Here is a 16944-nt window from a genome sequence, read left to right as displayed (position 1 = left end):
AAAGTAGGATCTTGAAAGTACAGGAGATTTTAAATTTAAGTAACTATGTTAATCGCACTTAAAGCTAAAATTCTGCTAACAATATTGTCTATTGTTTTAATGTTTACCTTCTTTGGTCTTGTTTATTTCCCAGCTCAACAAGGCAAACTCTTACTGAGAAATTACAATAATGAGGTACAGAATTTAGCAAACACCGTCGCTTTGGGAGTTAAGATAGCTCTCACGGAACAAAATTTTCAGGGGGTACAAACAGCAATGGAATTTGTAAAAGATGATCCGCGCCTTCAATTTATTGCTCTCATTCAATATGATACAATCTGGAATAGCGATCATAACCAGTTTAAGATTAAAAAGATGGTCTTCAATACGTTTCCGGAAATCTTTGTTGACCCTTCTATACAGTCCACTAAAAAGATCATAGTTAAACGCTCTCCGTTTAGTACTTCCATACTCTCGGGTGAAATACTGCTTGTGTTCAAAACTGATGAAATCATTGAAAGTAAAAAGGAAATCCGAACAACTGCATTATTAGTAGGTAGTACATTTTTTATTCTAGCCAGTTTAATTGGCGTATGGCTGGCGAGGAACATCTCAGTGCCGGTTTTAGCTCTGCGAAATGCAGCTATCCGGGTGGGGGAGGGGGATCTTGAGCAAAGAGTTGAAACTTCTACCCATGATGAAATCGACCAGCTGTCGAAAGCTTTCAACAAAATGGTAGAAGATCTATCAAAGATCAGAAAGGAACTTAGTGAAGCAAACGCAACCTTATCGGGCACTAATACCGCACTCAATGAAGCATTGTCTGAGCTGAAATCGACTCAATCCCAATTGATTCAAAATGAGAAGATGGCCTCGCTGGGGGAACTGACCGCTGGGATAGCCCATGAAATTCAGAATCCGCTGAACTTTGTAAATAATTTCTCGGAAGTGAACAAAGAGCTGATCGATGAGATAAAGCAGGCGATTAAGGCGGGTAATACGAAAGAAGTAATTGCGTTAGTTGATGCAGTGGAACAAAATTTGGAAAAGATTAATACCCATGGCAAGCGGGCGGATTTGATTGTTAAAGGGATGCTACAACATTCTCGGGCATCATCAGGTGAAAAACATGCTACAGACCTTAATCTCCTGACAGAAGAATATCTGCGATTAGGTTACCATGGATCCCGGGCGAAGGATAAGAATTTCAAGGCAAACCTAATAACTGATTTTGATCCTGGAATAGGTAAAGTGGATGTGGTACCGCAGGAGATAGGTCGGGTAATTTTAAACTTATTGAGTAACGCTTTCTATGCAACTTCCCAAAAGAGAGCTATGCTTAACGGCAGTTATGAGCCGGAAGTCAGGGTGAGCACCAAAAGAATGGGCAAAAACGTCGAGATCCGTGTGCGGGATAATGGAAACGGCATATCCGAAAACTTAAAGAGCAAAATTTTCCAGCCTTTCTTCACCACTAAGCCCTCCGGTCAGGGCACTGGCTTGGGCCTGTCGCTAAGCTATGACATCATCACCAAGGGACACGCCGGCCAAATGGAAGTTAGTTCAAAAGAGGGAATATTTACGGAAGTTATTATAAGCCTGCCATACTATGTCCGTCCCGGTAAGACAATGGACATTTTAGAAGACTGATAAACTGTTAGTATGTTAACATTTAAAGTCTTACCGTCCTGTTCCGCAAAAGATGATCTGCAAGTGTAAGTGCAGCCATCGCCTCAACAATAGCCACCGCGCGTGGTACCACACAAGGATCGTGTCGTCCCTTGCCCTGTACTTCAGCCGCTTCACCTGATGAGTTAACCGTTGCCTGGCTTTGCATAATGGTCGCTACAGGCTTAAAAGCTACCTTGAAAAAGATTTCCATACCATTGGAGATTCCACCCTGAATACCGCCGGAGAAATTTGTTAAGGTTTTAAAAGCTGTTTTATCCCCTAAAGCCGGGTTTGGAATGATGATATCATTATGTTCAGAGCCTTTCATCTGAGAGCCTGTGAAGCCCGATCCATATTCGAAGCCATGTACCGCATTTATGCTTAGCATCGCCTTGCCAAGGTCGGCATGCAGCTTGTCAAACACCGGATCACCAAGACCCAGCGGGCAATTCCGGATCACACAAGAAACTTGTCCGCCAATTGTATCACCTTCCTTCCTCGTCTGATCAATCAGGTCGATCATCTGGCTGGCTGTTGCCGGATCAGCGCAACGCACTATATTGCCCTCCCGGATCTCCAGTAACTCAGTAATTGACAATTGCTCCAGATTCGGGGCCTCTATTGTTCCAACTGCCGAAACATGGGCAAATATTTCTATGCCCGCATGCTTTAAAAGCAGTTTCGCAACAGCTCCCGCGGAAACCCTGGCTGCGGTTTCCCTGGCTGAAGAACGGCCACCGCCCCTGTAATCTCTATGCCCATACTTGCTGTCGTAGGTATAATCAGCGTGCGAAGGCCTGTAGGTCTCTTTCACATGGGAATAATCTTTAGAACGCTGATCTTCGTTGGGGATGAGCATAGCAAGCGGAGTTCCCGTCGTTTTTCCCTCGAATACACCAGAAAGGATTTGAACAGAATCGCTTTCTTTCCTTTGCGTTGTGATCTTAGACTGGCCCGGCTTCCTTTTATCAAGCTCGGCTTGGATAAAATCCATATCTATCTCCAGGTTCGAAGGACAACCATCGATAATTACTCCAATTGCCGGTCCATGTGATTCGCCGAATGTGGTGATACGGAATAATTGACCAAATGAATTTCCTGCCATTTTTATTGTATTTAAAAAAAGCGGATCAAGTCCGCTTTTTGATAATTGATGTTTTAATTAATGTGTGACCTTGGGATCCATCTTTTTAGCCTGCGCTATGAAATCTTCAATCTGGCTTAAACCAGGCACCTGGTTAACAAGGTTTTTCGTCTCGTTCACTTCAACCAGCTTAGCATGAAGGTTCGCCGGCACCCTGGTTTTCAGCTCGTTTACCGTATCCACTCCGGCTGCTTCCAGTAATTCGGAAAACTGGCCTGCAACCCCGTTTATTCTAAAAAGATCCGCGTGATTCACGAAACGCAGAATGCTCTTCTCATCAATACCTGTCAATTCTGCCAGCTCTTTGCGACCTTTAGCCGTGGCACCTTTCTCTAATAACTGTTCAACAGAAGTAATATCTGCAGTCTTCAATTTGGCCTGCTGCGCAGCTCCGATACCTTCGATTTCTGATACTGAATAGGACATAATCTTTAGCTTTTTAGTTTCTTCTAAGGTAAAAAATTAATTAACCAAAAAACCTAACGAACTAAGATCATCCCAAAAATGAGGATACGATTTTTCAACAACCATCGGTTCTTCAATCTCAAGCTGCTTAATCTTCATTGCCAGTGGAGCAAATGCCATTGCCATCCGGTGATCTTCATACGTGCTAATGCTGATCTTTTCAGGAAAATGAAGTCCAGAGCAATCTAGTTTACAAGTCAGGTTTTTCTCAATAAGATTTACACCAATCTTTTTCAGTTCTGTCTGTAAAGCTTTAATCCGGTCAGTTTCTTTTATTTTGAGGGTTTCAAGCCCCGTAAATGTCGCGTCGTGACCGAGGGCTGCACAGCAAACAATAACCGTTTGCGCCAGATCCGGACAATCTTTAAAATCGAATATCTTCCTTTCTAATTTCTTGTCCTCTTTTTGGAGATAAACGCCCCCGTCTTTAAACTGCGAAGTGATACCGAAATTGGCCATGATCTCCGTAATGCGGCTGTCACCCTGCAGGCTGTAAGCGTTTAAACCCGGGAGGAACAATTCAGCTTCATCAGAAAGCGCAGCTATCGCATACCAATAGGAAGCAGCACTCCAGTCAGGCTCAATTGTAATTACCGAAGGCTTAAATTCCTGCGGGGCAATGCTGATGGTGCTTTCATCCCATTCATGCCGTATGCCAGCCTGGTCAAGCATCGCTAGAGTCATCTCTACATATGGAGTCGAAGTCAATTCGCCCTCAATATGCAGATCAAGGCCAAGGGGAAGCTTGGCAGCAATTAACAGCAAGGCTGAAATATACTGGCTGCTGATATTTCCCTTAATGGATACCTGTGCCGTTGTCTGAGCCAGCGGACCCGTAATCTTTAACGGCGGAAATCCCTCTTTGCTGTCGTACTCGATACTGGCGCCCAACTGCCGCAAAGTATTGACCAGGATACCAATAGGACGCTGCTGCATTCTTTCGGAACCGGTAAGAATAATTTCACCAGGAATCATAGCAGCATAGGCGGTTAAAAAACGCATCGCGGTCCCCGCCGGACCTACATCCACCACCTTCCCGCCTTCCACCTTCCCCCCTATATTATTCAGAATCTCATTTAAGGTTACAGTATCAGCAGCCTTTGAAAGATTTGCAACTTCAACCTTCCCCTCACTCAGGGCCTGCATGATCAAAGCTCTGTTGCTTTCACTCTTTGAACCTGTAAGCTGTATGATGCCTTTAATGGATTTTTTGTTGCTGGTTACACTGATCTTTTCTGAACTGCTCATTTCTCTTCAACAACAGCTTTATCGTTCATGATCAGGGTTTGCTTACGGATAGATTCACTGTGAATCAGTTCAAGAAGTTTACTGGTAAAATTAAGATCAAGTTTCAAAGCCTGTGCAAAAGAACTGCGTTTGTTCATAATCTCATCCCAGCGACTTACCTGTAAAATAGTAACGCCATTATCTCTTTTAAACTCACCGATCTTTTCTACAATCTGCATTCTTTCTGCCATCTTCTGAATGATCTGATCATCCAGTTTATCAATCTGGGTACGAAGTTCCGCTAGCTTATCGGCGAACTCTTTGTCACGAGACTCTGGCTGACGTAGCGTAAGGATATCCATCAAGTCAGATAAAGCCTGCGGCGTTAACTGTTGCTTAGCATCGGTCCAAGCAACTGAAGGATCAATATGAGACTCGATCATTAAGCCCTGCATATCTAAATCTAACGCTTTCTGAGAGATGTACTGGATCAGCTCACGGTTACCGCAGATATGACTCGGATCGTTAATGATTGGTAATTCAGGGCAAAGTGTTTTTAGCTGAATCGCAAGTTCCCACATAGGCTCGTTACGGAAAGCAGTTTTCTCGTATGATGAAAAGCCGCGGTGTATTGCTGCCAGCTTTTTGATACCCGCATTATTAAGACGCTCCAATGCCCCGCACCATAAGGAAATATCAGGGTTTACAGGGTTTTTTACCATCACCGGGATATCAACTCCACGGAGTGCATCGGCAATTTCCTGAACAGTAAATGGGTTCGCTGTAGAACGAGCACCTACCCATAAAATGTCAACCCCTGCTGTCAGGGCTTCTTCAACGTGCTTTGCCGTAGCTACTTCAACTGCGGTAGGTAAGCCGGTCTCTTCCTTAGCTCTTTTTAGCCATTGCAAGCCAACACTTCCGATACCTTCAAATTCGCCCGGACGGGTACGCGGTTTCCATATCCCTGCTCTTAAAACCGAAACTTTTCCGGTATTAGCCAGCAAATGGGCTGTGGCAATTAACTGATCTTCCGTTTCTGCACTGCATGGACCTGCGATCAACAAAGGCTCGCTGCTTACTTTTAACCAGCTGTTTAATGGCTGTATGTCTAAATTTAGTTTCATCGTATTTAGTTATTTAGTTTGTTAGGTATTAGCTCTTAGCTTTTAGGTATGTGGTGTCAGGATTATCAAATTTTCAAATCCTCTAATTCAATTCTTCAAATCCTCTAAACCGTATCATTCCGCATATATTCTCCCATGATGGTGAAATTCACGGTGTGTTTCAAAACTTTTCGAATGGCGCTGTCGTACTCCGCCTGGTTCTTCCATTCAATATCTACGTAAAAGTTATATTCATTACGCTTACCCAAAACCGGCATTGACTGAATCTTGCTCAGGTTAATATTCTGTTCAGCAAAAATAGTGAGCACTTTCGATAGCGAGCCAACCGCGTTTCCTACCTGGAAACAAAGTGAAGCTTTATTGATACGCGCTTCATCCATGCTTTTGGTAGTCAGGATCAGGAAACGTGTATAGTTCTTTTTGTTGGATTCAATTCGACGTTCCATGACTTCCAGGTTGTACAACTTCGCAGCTAAGTTGTTCGCTATCGCCACCGTATCATTCAGATTTTCTTCACGAATCTTTTTAGCACAGGCAGCGGTATCGCTACTTTCAATAACCTGTAAATGTGGAAATTCATCAAAAAAGTCGGCACACTGGCGAATCGCAATAGGATGGGAGGTCACATACTTGATATCCTCAAACTTAACACCGGGGAGGGCCAGCAGATGCAGTTGAATAGGCAAATATACCTCGCCTACAATCGGAAAGTTGTATTCCCGCAGCAAGCTGTAGTTAGGTAAAAGGCTTCCGGCTATCGAATTCTCGATGGCCATTACCACGTAATCCGCATTCTTGTGCTTTAGCTCTTCGCAGGTTTGCTTAAACGAATTGCATTCAACCGTTTCAATATCTTCGCCAAAGAACTTAAAAGCAGCCTCCTCGTGGAAGGAGGCCCTGATACCCTGAATGGCAACTCTTTTTGTTTGCATTTTGCTGTAAATAAAAAAAGTCCCGGCTGTTTGGCCGGGACTTTCTGCTATAAATTCTCTATGATCGTTTATCGCATATTAATCCCGGCTTTCACTATAAAAGTAAAAGTAACCGTTCCAATATGCGTTTGTTAATATCATTTTCTTGCTTGTTATTGTCAAATGTACACAGTTAAATCTCTCATGCAAATAAAATTGAAAAAAAATATTCTTAATTATAAGCGTTTGAGAATCAATTTATTCGCATTCACCAAATAATATTCGTCGTCTTATTCATGGAGGTAGTAACTATTTGTCTTTAACGTGTTTTAGCAGATCAAAAGTTCCTTTTACCGCCAGTAAATAAATGCAAAAAGAATTGTGTTTGATGTTTTCGGGCAGCTTAATGCTAAAGGATTTAAAATAAAACCTTTATTTGTTGAGGTTCCCGACAGGGATTCCATGATCATAGTAGACCTAAAACAAGGATACTAATTTCCGAAGGCTATTATTCCCACGCAAAGGTCGCAAAGATCAAAACGCAAAGGCCGCAAAGTCGTTATTCGAATCATTTATTTCAGGCTGACCGCAAGGCGCTGGGCTTCGCGAGCTTTGCGGTTCTTATCTGCTTTGCGTGCAAAAAAAAGCTTTTTGTTAGGGATGATTTATTAGATCGAATATCTCCTCTAAAATCCCCCAGCCGGCAAAGCTTTATAGTAGTTCAGGCTCTCTATAATATCATCTTCCGAACAAAAACTGTCGGTACCGCACGTTCCTATGCTCTTCAGCAATGAGAAGTTAATTTTCCCGTCCTGGTTCTTTTTATCATTCTGCATAATACTAAGCAGTTCCTCAAATGGTGCATCGAGCCAATATTTAGGATAATAGCTAACAATGCAATCCCGAATTTCTTCTAATTCTGAGTCTGTTAAACTATTATACTTTACCGACAGATAGCTTTCGCATATAAAACCGATCGCAATCGCTTCACCATGCAAAAGCGGATCTTTATCATGTTTTAAAGAATAGCTTTCTATTGCATGGCCGATAGTATGACCGAAGTTCAGGATCTTTCTTAATCCTTTTTCATAAGGATCAGCAGTTACCACTTCATTTTTTATTTCTATCGATCGGTAGATAACATCAGCATTAACCTCTTCCGGTCGTATTTCCTGTAAATTCTTAAATAAAGCGGCATCATAAATAAGTCCGTGTTTGATGATCTCCGCAAAGCCTGAAACTATCTGCCGGCGACTCAGGGTTTTCAAAAATTCCGGCTCGATGAATACTGCTTTAGGCTGGGTGAAGGTGCCGATAACATTTTTAACCTGATCCATATCAATGCCAGTTTTTCCGCCAACCGAGGCGTCTACCTGCGATAGCAACGTGGTAGGAACCTGCACAAAGTCAATCCCGCGTTTAAAAGTAGATGCGGCAAAACCGCCTATATCCGTGATCACTCCACCGCCAAGATTTATTAATAAACTATTGCGATCAGCCTTAAAGTCAAGCATCATTTTCCAGATCCCTATGCAGAAGTCAATGTTCTTGTTCTCCTCTCCGGGATCTATTTCTATAATATCAAACTCGGTCAGATCAGGCAAAGCAGCCTTCACAAGTGGCAGGCAATGTTCCCCGGTATGGGTGTCTACCAGGAAAAGGATCCGGGAGTAATTGCCGTTTGCGATGAAGTTGCCAAGTTGAATAATACTGTTTTCAAAAAATATCTTGTAAGTATTGCTCTGCAATGTCTTCATATAACCTCGATTTTTTGACCGTTATATTCAACAATATCACCGCGTTTTACCTTGAGTCGTTTTCGGTATTCCACTTCTCCATTGCATTTAACTTCGCCATCGGTTACTACCATTTGGGCGTGGCCACCTGTTTGTACAAGATTGGTTGCTTTTAAGAGCTGGATCAGCGGAATATACTCTCCGGTTAAGGTAAATTTTAACATGACGCAAAACTACAAAAATAACCTGTCGGCAATAATTATAAGCCCATAATTTATAACTTTGGGGCATGTCAATTGCACCTTCCGGAGTCCAGAATACCAGCAAAAAGAACCTTTCATTCGATAATACCGAGATTTCTTTTCGGGGGAAAACGAACGCGGACATAAACCGCGCATACTGGCTGTTTAAATTAATCAGCATTAATTTCCTGACGAAAATTGGTCCGCCAATAACAGAGTTCGCTTTAAAGATCGGCTTACCCCTTGAAGGGATTATCAAAGCAACCATATTCAAGCATTTCTGCGGTGGAGAAACGATAGAAGAATGTGAGTCTACGGTTGCTGCATTAAACAAGGGAAAAGTTGGCTCCATCCTCGATTATTCAGTTGAAGGTGCAGAAGAAGAAGACGTATTCGACCACACCTGCGCTGAAATAATAAAAACTATCAGGCGTGCAGACGGAGATAGCCGTATTCCCCTTACCGTTTTCAAGGTTACCGGGATCGGCCGTTTTGCATTACTTGAAAAAGTAAATGCCCGGGCTAAGCTTTCAGAAACAGAGACAGCAGAATTTCTGAAGTTCAGAAACCGCTTTGAAGCAATTTGCCAAGCAGCATTTGACGCCGGCATACCCGTAATGGTAGATGCGGAAGAAACGTGGATCCAGGATACGGTGGATAATTTGACCCTAGAAGCAATGCGAAAATTCAATCGTGAAAAGCTGATCGTTTATAACACTTACCAATTGTACCGGAACGATAAGTTTGCATCGCTTAAAGCTGATTCAGAACTGGCAAAAACCGAAGGATTTCTCCTGGGGGCTAAACTGGTTCGGGGTGCTTATATGGAAAAGGAACGTGAAAGAGCTCTTCAGCTGGGATACCCTTCTCCTATCAACGCTACCAAACTAGCAACTGACCGGGAATATAACGCGGCGGTGGCCTACTGTACTGAAAGTACAGATCACATTGGTTTTATTGCCGGTACACATAATGAAGAAAGCTGCCGCTTATTGGTAGAATTGTTAGACAAAAAAGGTATTGAGCAAATTAACCCCAATGTTTTTTTCTCCCAGTTGCTCGGCATGAGCGACAACCTGAGTTTCAATTTGGCGGATGCAGGATATAATGTGGCCAAGTACGTTCCGTATGGACCGGTGAAAGCGGTTCTTCCATACCTGTTTCGCAGGGCAGAGGAAAACACATCCATCTCCGGAATGATGGGAAGAGAGTTAAATCTCATCCTTGCCGAAAGAAAACGCAGAAACCTTAATAAAGCTTAATTAGGCACAGGGGTATTAAGCTTTTTCAAAAGCTCTTCCGAGATCTCATCGGAATAAACACCGTATGCATTAAAAAAGGTGCCTTTTATCCCATGCTTAGGCACGTCGATGGCATATATAACCGCATTGTCTCCGGGGTCACTCTGACCTTCAAAACGATAGACCTTAACAATCTCAAAGTCCTTCGGACTCAGCGATATATCGCCATTACTTGAGTGCAGGGCGTTATTGTGAATATTGAAATCATGAGTAAAGCCTTTTGCGATTAACTCATTCAGCGTTTCTACTACGGTTGGTAATTCTGTTGAATCTGACATATGTAAACAACAGCTGGGTCTGGAATTTTGTTTATCCTGATTTACACTCTAGTTTTAAATTTCAACAGTTATCGGTGTAATCTATTTTTAATAATCGGCCAATAAAGAGGAAATACACGGGTATAATTCCGTATTTACTCTTTCCGAAGCAATCCTGAACTGTATATGAAACTTTCGAGTGTCTCTGGTGCAGTCAAAAGTTTAGTAACCAGGCCAAGGCTTTCAGCAGTCCTGATATGCTGAGGACTGTCGTCAATAAATAAAGTTTCCTCAGGCTTGAGGTTGTTTTCCGCCAGGGTGAACTCAAAGATATCTTTGTCCGGCTTTCGCATCTTCAACAGATGTGAATAGTAATCTTTTTCGAAAAGTACTTCATTGGATGGAAGGTGATATTCAGTTTTCAGGTAGTTAATGATCCAGTCGTAATGGATCTCGTTGTTATTACTGAGTAAAAATGTCCGGTATTTTTCTTTGGCTTTCAAAAGGATCTCATGATTAACCGGCGGCACCCCGATTAGCAGGGTATTCCAGGCATTATCTATCTGGGCATCGGTAAGTTCGGGTCTCTCCGTGATCCTGCGGATGCCCTGACGGAATTCTGCAGCGCTGATCATTCCTTTCTCAAACTCGTTGAATAAGGGATCATGACCGGTATGTCCAAAGAACCGTTCTACGTTTTCAATGCCCAGCTCAGTAAAAGTATTCTGAGTGCGTTTAAAATCAATGAGGAAAATTACGTTCCCGTAGTCAAAAATGATGTTTTTAATATTATTCATAGCAGCCTTTAAAACCGCTCCAATATCGAAAATTCAAAAGACTACTAAGGATTTTCTTCGATTCTTAATCACTTTGCCTGCTCAGGTATGCATTGATCTGCTCGCAAACATCCTTTACCAGGTTCGAATGAGTTTCTTCCGCCTCTTTACATTCAAGCCTGCCGTCCCAGTGTCTGAAAACTTTGAGGGTTAGCTTAAGATCCTGTATATCAACGCTAAAATGATCCGGGTAAATGTATCTTACACGAGCGTTTAAAGTCAATCCTTTGTTATTACTCAAAATAATGTCAAAGTCATTCATCGAAAAAGGTTCAAGTGACCAAGGTTTATTGCAGAAGGTACCTGAGGAAGGTGGGGAATGGGCTAAAACGATTATTCGATAAGGAATTTACGTTTTTATTTCATATGCAACATCATAAAAGGGAAATATTTATTCAATAATAAGAGGCTCGCAAAGGAGCAAGTCATTGGAAGAGAACAACTTTGGTTTTTTTGCGTTTAGATTTTTTATATCGGATGCAAATCCTTAAAATTGCATTCGCAAAAAACACCTGTTTTAGCAGCGCCCATAGCTCAGTTGGTTAGAGTAGAAGACTCATAATCTTTTGGTCGATGGTTCGAGCCCATCTGGGCGCACTTAGAAAGCTTTTCGAAAGGAAGGCTTTTTTTGTTACGTGTATGCCGTTCACACAGTTAACGCATAGCTCAATGGAATATTTAAGGAAATAAAAAACCTGTCGCCTCTGGTTACTTGTTCAATCGCAAAGCTATTCATGCAGTAACAAACCAGATCTTTATTTACTTGAGTATAATGATCGGATATGTTTTGCTGACGGTTCAATGCGCGGCATAATCGGCCTGGTATTTCAATTAATTTACTCAAACTCAATAGGTAGGTACTGCAAAGTAGTTCAGGCTAATATTTTAACTATCTTTGCCAGACCGAAAAACCAGAATAATAGTGATAGTGCCAAGCGTTGGCTGGCTCATGTTAATGGATAGCACGTCTTCTCAATGGTACTATCTGAATAAATTCACAGGAAGGAGTAGCGAGTTCTTTCTACTTCAAACTAATGCTTAATTATGACCATCACCTCTAATCTCGACAAGCTAGACCTGGATAATTGTGCCAGGGAGCCAATTCATATTATCGGTAAAACGCAGTCGCACGGGGTGCTTGTTTCTTGTGATCCTGAAAGTCTTAAAATCACGCAGGTAGGAGAGAATGCAGTTCAGTATTTTGGGGTGGCGTTTGAAGAAATGCTAGGAAAAGATCTCTCGTACCTGTTAGGAGAGAGCCAGGTAGACGAATTTATGGAGTTGCTCATCTCCAAAGAAGCAACTGTTCCACAAGACGTTTTGATTAATAATACTAACTTCCTGATGTTGGCACATTACTCAGGACCAAACCTTATTCTGGATTTTGAACCGTTTCAGGAGGTTAATAATCCGTTTTTTTTTCAGAAACAATTAACTCAAATACTTAATAAATTCCAGGCTGCGCAATCTGTTAAACAACTATGTGAAGCTGCAACTGTTCTAACCAAAAGAATGTTTGGGTACAACAGGGTGATGATCTACCGATTTGATGAAGAATGGAATGGGGAAGTCATCGCAGAAAGCAAGGATGAAGAGATGGCTCCCTGGCTGGGATTACATTATCCCGCTACCGACATTCCCGTTCAATCCAGGCACCTTTTTTTGAAAACCAGGGTACGAATCATTGCCGATGTCTATTACACTGCGGTTCCAATTATTCCTGAATTATCTCCTGTTTCGGGAGAACCACTTGATATTTCCAGATCGGTCCTTAGAGCAGTATCACCAATTCATATTGAATACCTTAAAAATATGGAGGTGGGGGCTTCTCTTTCGGCTGCCATTATAGTAAAGGGGCAACTGTGGGGATTGATAGCCTGTCATCATAAGACGGCGAAACATTTAGATTTTTATCAGCGCGAGAGCTGTCGCTTCCTGGCACAAATGTTTTCTACAGAACTTGCCTTACAGGAAAATACCTCCCTGATTAGTCAGGTAAAACATGCGGAAAGTATAAGGCGACAACTGGTGGTGCAAATGAACAAGGAAAGTGATGTAGTTATGGCACTTTCTGAAGGAAATGTAAATTTCACTCAACTTATTTCCTGTGGTGGCGGTGCCGTTTTCATGAAAGACCGCTGGAAAGTTATTGGAATCACTCCTGAGGAAGATCAGCTTGAAAGCTTACTAAATTTTAGTAAAGAACAGTCACAAGGCCACTTTTTGACACGTAATCTTTCCGCAGTATTTCCTGCGGCGAAAGCTTTTAAGGAAATTGCATCCGGTGTTATTAGCCTAAAGATATCGGAGAATATTTACATATTCTGGTTTAAGCCTGAAGAGATCCAGGAGGTAAGTTGGGGCGGTAATCCACAGGACAAAGCCTTTTATAACGAAATTGAACATCGCATAAGTCCGCGATTGTCATTTGAAAAATGGTCAGAAAAACTAACAGGAGTATCTGAAGCCTGGCAGGAGACCGACAAAGACATTATCCGGGCTTTAAGGGAGAATATTAGTTACGTTTTACTTGTGCAACAGCAAAAGGAGATCGAAGCCCTGAATACACAGTTAACTGAGGCTAATAAAGAACTTGAGTTATTTAGCTACGGGCTTTCTCATGATCTTAGAGCTCCTGTAAACGGTATGAAAGGAATTCTTTCAATTTTAGACGAAGATCACCGGGAAAAGTTAAATGAGCAGGGGCAAACACTGGTCCGGATGAGCAGGGATCTCAATGAAAAGATGAACGATCTCATTGATAATATCCTTGAATATTCGCGCCTTAATAAGATTGATGATCTTGAAGTAAGTAGTGTAGATACTTCAGAATTGATAGTGGAGGTGCTCAAATTTGTTAATGCTGAGGGTAGTTACCCTAAAACTACGCTGACAATTCAGTCGCGGTTACCCGTGATGGAAGGAGATCGCAGATTGCTTTCGCAGCTCTGGGCCAACCTGCTCAATAACGCACTAAAATATTCCGCCGAAAAAGAAAATCCTAAAGTAGAAGTCGGCACCACTGTTAAGAATGGCAGGGAAGTTTTCTTTATTAAAGATAATGGTATAGGTATCCATCCGGATTTTTGGGAAAAGATATTTGAGAGCTTTCAAAGAGCGGTAGGAGGTAAGTTCAAAGGCACAGGGATTGGCCTGGCTATTGTGAAAAAGGTAGTAGAAAAACACCATGGAGAGATTTGGGTAGAAAGTGAACCGGAACAGGGTTCTGAGTTTTATTTTTATCTCGGAACTAAAAAAGAAGGATAAGTAGCTCAAAGACACTAAGAGATTTAATATTGATATTGGAAAGGATGGAGATGATTCAAAGACTTAAGGAAGAAACCCGCGAGCTGCATGAACAGGTAGAAGCACAAAATTTAGCAAAGCAAATTATGGATCACAGCATAGACCTGGAGACCTATAAATTGCTCTTGCTACAAAATTTCATAGCCTATCAGGCTACTGAAACCGCTATAAAACAGTTTCTACCGGCGTATAGTGGCAAAAAACATAAGCAAATTCAACAAGACCTGGAATTACTCGGAGTCTCTGCAGAAATACCTTACGAAAATGACATTTTTGAATGCCATTCCCAGGCCGAAGCCTTAGGCGCTGCTTATGTGGTAGAAGGATCGGCTTTAGGGGGAATGCTCCTTGCTAAGAATATCGGAAAATGCACTGGACTTATCTCTGTTGATCAACATCATTTCTTCAACGGAGATAAAGAAAATCTGAAAGACTGGAATTCTTTTAAGACAGCACTTGAGCAATACCAGTTTTCTAAAGCTGAAGAAAATGAGGCCCTGGAAAAGGCCAAACAAACCTTCACTTTTTTCCAGACTATCTTCACTAGGAAATACGTTTTAACCTAAAAAATCCAGCCTTTAAAATACCGGGGCGAGAGTGCTTTTATGCGATTATATTGTGATCACATTTAAGCTAACAAACATAAGTTTCTTAGATGGAATCTACGCTGATAAAATACACTGATCTAAGCAAATCCTATCCCTTTAATGTAGAATTAATCTGCGAAAATATACGCCTTAATTCTGCGAACATCTACCGGGAATAAAAATCTATCTCAAGTCGTCTTATTCAAGTTAGTATCCCTGTTATATCATTTACCGATCATTTTGGAATTTGCGGAGGGAATCCACCCGCGAAAGCCTTCATCCTGCCCAGGCAGATTTTCTAATGAGTATTATCAGAGTTCCCCCTGATAGCGGTCATCTGTTTAATCCATGCTATAAATTACATTTATCAGATGAAAATGCACTTTTAGAATATTAAAAAAATGGCAGTTATGAAAACAATATTGATTGCGACAGATTTCTCTAAAGCTGCGTCCAATGCAGCTGATTACGCCGCAGATATGGCCCTGGCAATTGAAGCAAACCTATTAATCCTCGTGCATATATGTCAGGTGCCAGTGGTTTATTTCGAAGTGCCAGTGGCAATTACTGAAGAAGATATTAAGCAGGATGCTGTAAGGAATATCAACCTGCTAAAATCGCAGCTGGCGCTGAAAACGGGGGAAAAACTAGATATCCAAACGGAAGTTAGAATGGGTGTTTTCGATACAGAACTAAAATCTGTTTGTGAACGGGTAAAACCTTATCTGGTTGTAATGGGCAGTCAGGGTACCACAGCTACTGAGCGTTTGTTCTTTGGCGGACATACCGTAAATGCGATGAAGCATTTGATGTGGCCACTAATCGCGGTGCCTTTGAAAGCTCGTTTTTCATCTGTTAAAAAAATAGGGCTGGCCAGCGACTTTGATAAGGTTGTTGACACCACACCAATCGATGAAATTAAAATGCTGGTTAATGACTTTCATGCCGAGTTGCATATAATCAATACCGGTAAGAAAAAGGAATTTAAAGCGGATATGGTTTTTGAATCAGGTCTGTTACAGGATATTTTAAATCCTTTAAATCCCAGGTATCATCTGATTACTCATGAAAATACAGATGAAGGTATCATTGATTTTGCTGAAAAGAATCATATTGATTTGCTGATCGTTTTACCAAAACGGCATGGTTTGCTGGACAGCCTGACTCATAAGAGTCATACGAAACAATTAGTGCAGCATAGCCAGGTGCCGGTAATTTCACTTCATGAGTGAAATTACAAACCGTTATGAACCCGTACATAAAACTTTAAACAAATCAGCCTTGCGGATATGAAATAATGGGCGGTAGAAATTCGTCGTTTGGTGAAATGTTTTCAAATGTTTCACTCCAAAGAGATGAAGTGTTTCTCTCCTTATTAAAAGTCAAAGAAATTAACGCCCCGCCTGTAAGGTGCAGGGCGTTAAATATTTTTTGGTTTACTTAACCGCAATCTTTTTCGCCATCTGCCCCCGGCCATTCTCTTTGCGGGGAAGCGTAATATTGAGCACACCATCTTCATACTTTGCATCAATCATGTCCTCCTTGATTTCTTCAGGCAGAGAAAAACTGCGGGAGAAAGAGGAGTAATTATATTCTTTGCGTGTAAATTTCGCGTTCTCTTCCTCTTTGCGGTCCTCAGTTTCACAGCTGATGGTAAGCATATTGCCTTCAAGGTCAATGCTGAAATCATTTTTTTTCATCCCAGGTGCTGCCAGTGATACCAGGTATTTGTCCTTTTTTTCAATGATGTTAACAGCCGGTACGCTCATCGCCCGGCGTAATAGGCCACCATCAAACCATTCATTCCAGGGTTTGAAAAAATCATCAAATACGCTTGGCATTCCTTCACCAGCTTTTGCTAATGCTTGAGTTTTCATAATATCCTCCTTTGTGTTAATTGTTCTTTGTTTACCAAATCTATTTTGAATTGCTGATGAAATCACCGACCATGGTCAGGAGAAACATTGAGATTGGTCAGGAGTGCAATTATTGTTTCCCCTTCGGATAAACAAAGTCTTTATTGCTTAAAAACTTTTGCCAGCACCCCCGCGACAGCATATTCCAATGGATGGTTGAAAAATAATGAAGCATTGGCGGAAAATAACATTTTGTCGGTTGCAATACTTTCCCAGATTTCCTAGATCAAACAGATTTC

The 16944-nt window shown here is 41.6% G+C and carries 16 protein-coding genes and 1 tRNA gene; 6 read left to right on the top strand and 11 right to left on the bottom strand.

All coding sequences use genetic code 11. The features are described from left to right. Positions 1-45: 45 nt before the first annotated feature. Positions 46-1629, top strand: a complete 1584-nt coding sequence (locus tag AC1MCB_RS11200) for a sensor histidine kinase (RefSeq protein ID WP_479964808.1) — start codon at positions 46-48, stop codon at positions 1627-1629. A gap of 22 nt (positions 1630-1651) precedes the next feature. On the opposite strand, the gene aroC is transcribed toward AC1MCB_RS11200, so the two are convergent. The 7 genes from aroC to AC1MCB_RS11165 all read right to left on the bottom strand — a co-directional run bounded on the left by aroC (position 1652) and on the right by AC1MCB_RS11165 (position 8484). Next, a complete protein-coding gene (gene aroC, locus AC1MCB_RS11195; protein ID WP_479964807.1) occupies positions 1652-2755 on the bottom strand; it encodes a chorismate synthase in 1104 nt (367 codons plus the stop codon). Positions 2756-2812: 57 nt separating this feature from the next. Continuing rightward, on the bottom strand, positions 2813-3220 hold the full coding sequence (locus AC1MCB_RS11190; protein ID WP_479964806.1) for a DUF4332 domain-containing protein: 408 nt from the start codon (positions 3218-3220) through the stop codon (positions 2813-2815). A 36-nt stretch (positions 3221-3256) separates the two neighbouring features. Further along, entirely contained in the window at positions 3257-4507 is a 1251-nt protein-coding gene (aroA, locus tag AC1MCB_RS11185) for a 3-phosphoshikimate 1-carboxyvinyltransferase (RefSeq protein WP_479964805.1), read from the bottom strand. After that, the gene (locus AC1MCB_RS11180; protein ID WP_479964804.1) at positions 4504-5613 is read right to left on the bottom strand and encodes a chorismate mutase; all 1110 of its coding nucleotides are present in this window, start codon (positions 5611-5613) and stop codon (positions 4504-4506) included. The genes aroA and AC1MCB_RS11180 overlap by 4 nt, the downstream gene beginning before the upstream one ends. A gap of 104 nt (positions 5614-5717) precedes the next feature. After that, positions 5718-6545, bottom strand: a complete 828-nt coding sequence (locus AC1MCB_RS11175; protein ID WP_479964803.1) for a prephenate dehydratase — start codon at positions 6543-6545, stop codon at positions 5718-5720. Between the two features lie 665 nt (positions 6546-7210). Further along, positions 7211-8281, bottom strand: coding sequence for a 3-dehydroquinate synthase (gene aroB, locus AC1MCB_RS11170; RefSeq protein ID WP_479964802.1), 1071 nt, complete (start codon positions 8279-8281; stop codon positions 7211-7213). Beyond that, positions 8278-8484, bottom strand: a complete 207-nt coding sequence (locus tag AC1MCB_RS11165) for an RNA-binding S4 domain-containing protein (RefSeq protein WP_479964801.1) — start codon at positions 8482-8484, stop codon at positions 8278-8280. The genes aroB and AC1MCB_RS11165 overlap by 4 nt, the downstream gene beginning before the upstream one ends. A gap of 65 nt (positions 8485-8549) precedes the next feature. Here AC1MCB_RS11165 and AC1MCB_RS11160 point away from each other — a divergent pair, with 65 nt between their 5' ends. Then, positions 8550-9764, top strand: a complete 1215-nt coding sequence (locus AC1MCB_RS11160) for a proline dehydrogenase family protein (protein ID WP_479964800.1) — start codon at positions 8550-8552, stop codon at positions 9762-9764. Here the strand turns inward: AC1MCB_RS11160 and AC1MCB_RS11155 are convergent. The 3 genes from AC1MCB_RS11155 to AC1MCB_RS11145 all read right to left on the bottom strand — a co-directional run bounded on the left by AC1MCB_RS11155 (position 9761) and on the right by AC1MCB_RS11145 (position 11158). Continuing rightward, positions 9761-10081 (bottom strand): phosphoribosylpyrophosphate synthetase, encoded by a 321-nt coding sequence (locus AC1MCB_RS11155; RefSeq protein ID WP_479964799.1) that lies wholly within the window; start codon positions 10079-10081, stop codon positions 9761-9763. The genes AC1MCB_RS11160 and AC1MCB_RS11155 overlap by 4 nt on opposite strands. Positions 10082-10215: 134 nt before the next feature. Beyond that, a complete protein-coding gene (locus tag AC1MCB_RS11150) occupies positions 10216-10857 on the bottom strand; it encodes an HAD family hydrolase (protein WP_479964798.1) in 642 nt (213 codons plus the stop codon). Between the two features lie 64 nt (positions 10858-10921). After that, on the bottom strand, positions 10922-11158 hold the full coding sequence (locus AC1MCB_RS11145; protein ID WP_479964797.1) for a hypothetical protein: 237 nt from the start codon (positions 11156-11158) through the stop codon (positions 10922-10924). A gap of 261 nt (positions 11159-11419) precedes the next feature. Between AC1MCB_RS11145 and AC1MCB_RS11140 the strand changes: the two genes are divergently transcribed. The 4 genes from AC1MCB_RS11140 (at position 11420) to AC1MCB_RS11125 (ending at position 16021) form a co-directional block, all read left to right on the top strand. Further along, a tRNA-Ile gene (locus AC1MCB_RS11140) sits at positions 11420-11493 on the top strand. A 447-nt stretch (positions 11494-11940) separates the two neighbouring features. Beyond that, a complete protein-coding gene (locus tag AC1MCB_RS11135) occupies positions 11941-14163 on the top strand; it encodes an ATP-binding protein (protein WP_479964796.1) in 2223 nt (740 codons plus the stop codon). 50 nt (positions 14164-14213) lie between these two features. Further along, the gene (locus AC1MCB_RS11130; RefSeq protein WP_479964795.1) at positions 14214-14768 is read left to right on the top strand and encodes a biliverdin-producing heme oxygenase; all 555 of its coding nucleotides are present in this window, start codon (positions 14214-14216) and stop codon (positions 14766-14768) included. Between the two features lie 431 nt (positions 14769-15199). Continuing rightward, entirely contained in the window at positions 15200-16021 is an 822-nt protein-coding gene (locus AC1MCB_RS11125; protein WP_479964794.1) for a universal stress protein, read from the top strand. Positions 16022-16225: 204 nt separating this feature from the next. Here the strand turns inward: AC1MCB_RS11125 and AC1MCB_RS11120 are convergent, their stop codons facing one another. Beyond that, positions 16226-16666, bottom strand: a complete 441-nt coding sequence (locus AC1MCB_RS11120) for an Hsp20/alpha crystallin family protein (protein WP_479964793.1) — start codon at positions 16664-16666, stop codon at positions 16226-16228. Positions 16667-16944: the final 278 nt, after the last annotated feature.

Source organism: Daejeonella sp. AP26 (assembly GCF_056680515.1).
The sequence above is the reverse complement of the archived record's forward strand: the minus strand, read 5'-3'. Positions and strand labels throughout refer to the sequence as shown.

Coding starts and splice junctions, on each gene's coding strand:
- AC1MCB_RS11200 (WP_479964808.1), top strand. CDS start 46: ATGTTAATCGCACTTAAAGCTAAAATTCTGCTAACAATATTGTCTATT.
- aroC (WP_479964807.1), bottom strand. CDS start 2,755: ATGGCAGGAAATTCATTTGGTCAATTATTCCGTATCACCACATTCGGC.
- AC1MCB_RS11190 (WP_479964806.1), bottom strand. CDS start 3,220: ATGTCCTATTCAGTATCAGAAATCGAAGGTATCGGAGCTGCGCAGCAG.
- aroA (WP_479964805.1), bottom strand. CDS start 4,507: ATGAGCAGTTCAGAAAAGATCAGTGTAACCAGCAACAAAAAATCCATT.
- AC1MCB_RS11180 (WP_479964804.1), bottom strand. CDS start 5,613: ATGAAACTAAATTTAGACATACAGCCATTAAACAGCTGGTTAAAAGTA.
- AC1MCB_RS11175 (WP_479964803.1), bottom strand. CDS start 6,545: ATGCAAACAAAAAGAGTTGCCATTCAGGGTATCAGGGCCTCCTTCCAC.
- aroB (WP_479964802.1), bottom strand. CDS start 8,281: ATGAAGACATTGCAGAGCAATACTTACAAGATATTTTTTGAAAACAGT.
- AC1MCB_RS11165 (WP_479964801.1), bottom strand. CDS start 8,484: ATGTTAAAATTTACCTTAACCGGAGAGTATATTCCGCTGATCCAGCTC.
- AC1MCB_RS11160 (WP_479964800.1), top strand. CDS start 8,550: ATGTCAATTGCACCTTCCGGAGTCCAGAATACCAGCAAAAAGAACCTT.
- AC1MCB_RS11155 (WP_479964799.1), bottom strand. CDS start 10,081: ATGTCAGATTCAACAGAATTACCAACCGTAGTAGAAACGCTGAATGAG.
- AC1MCB_RS11150 (WP_479964798.1), bottom strand. CDS start 10,857: ATGAATAATATTAAAAACATCATTTTTGACTACGGGAACGTAATTTTC.
- AC1MCB_RS11145 (WP_479964797.1), bottom strand. CDS start 11,158: ATGAATGACTTTGACATTATTTTGAGTAATAACAAAGGATTGACTTTA.
- AC1MCB_RS11135 (WP_479964796.1), top strand. CDS start 11,941: ATGACCATCACCTCTAATCTCGACAAGCTAGACCTGGATAATTGTGCC.
- AC1MCB_RS11130 (WP_479964795.1), top strand. CDS start 14,214: ATGATTCAAAGACTTAAGGAAGAAACCCGCGAGCTGCATGAACAGGTA.
- AC1MCB_RS11125 (WP_479964794.1), top strand. CDS start 15,200: ATGAAAACAATATTGATTGCGACAGATTTCTCTAAAGCTGCGTCCAAT.
- AC1MCB_RS11120 (WP_479964793.1), bottom strand. CDS start 16,666: ATGAAAACTCAAGCATTAGCAAAAGCTGGTGAAGGAATGCCAAGCGTA.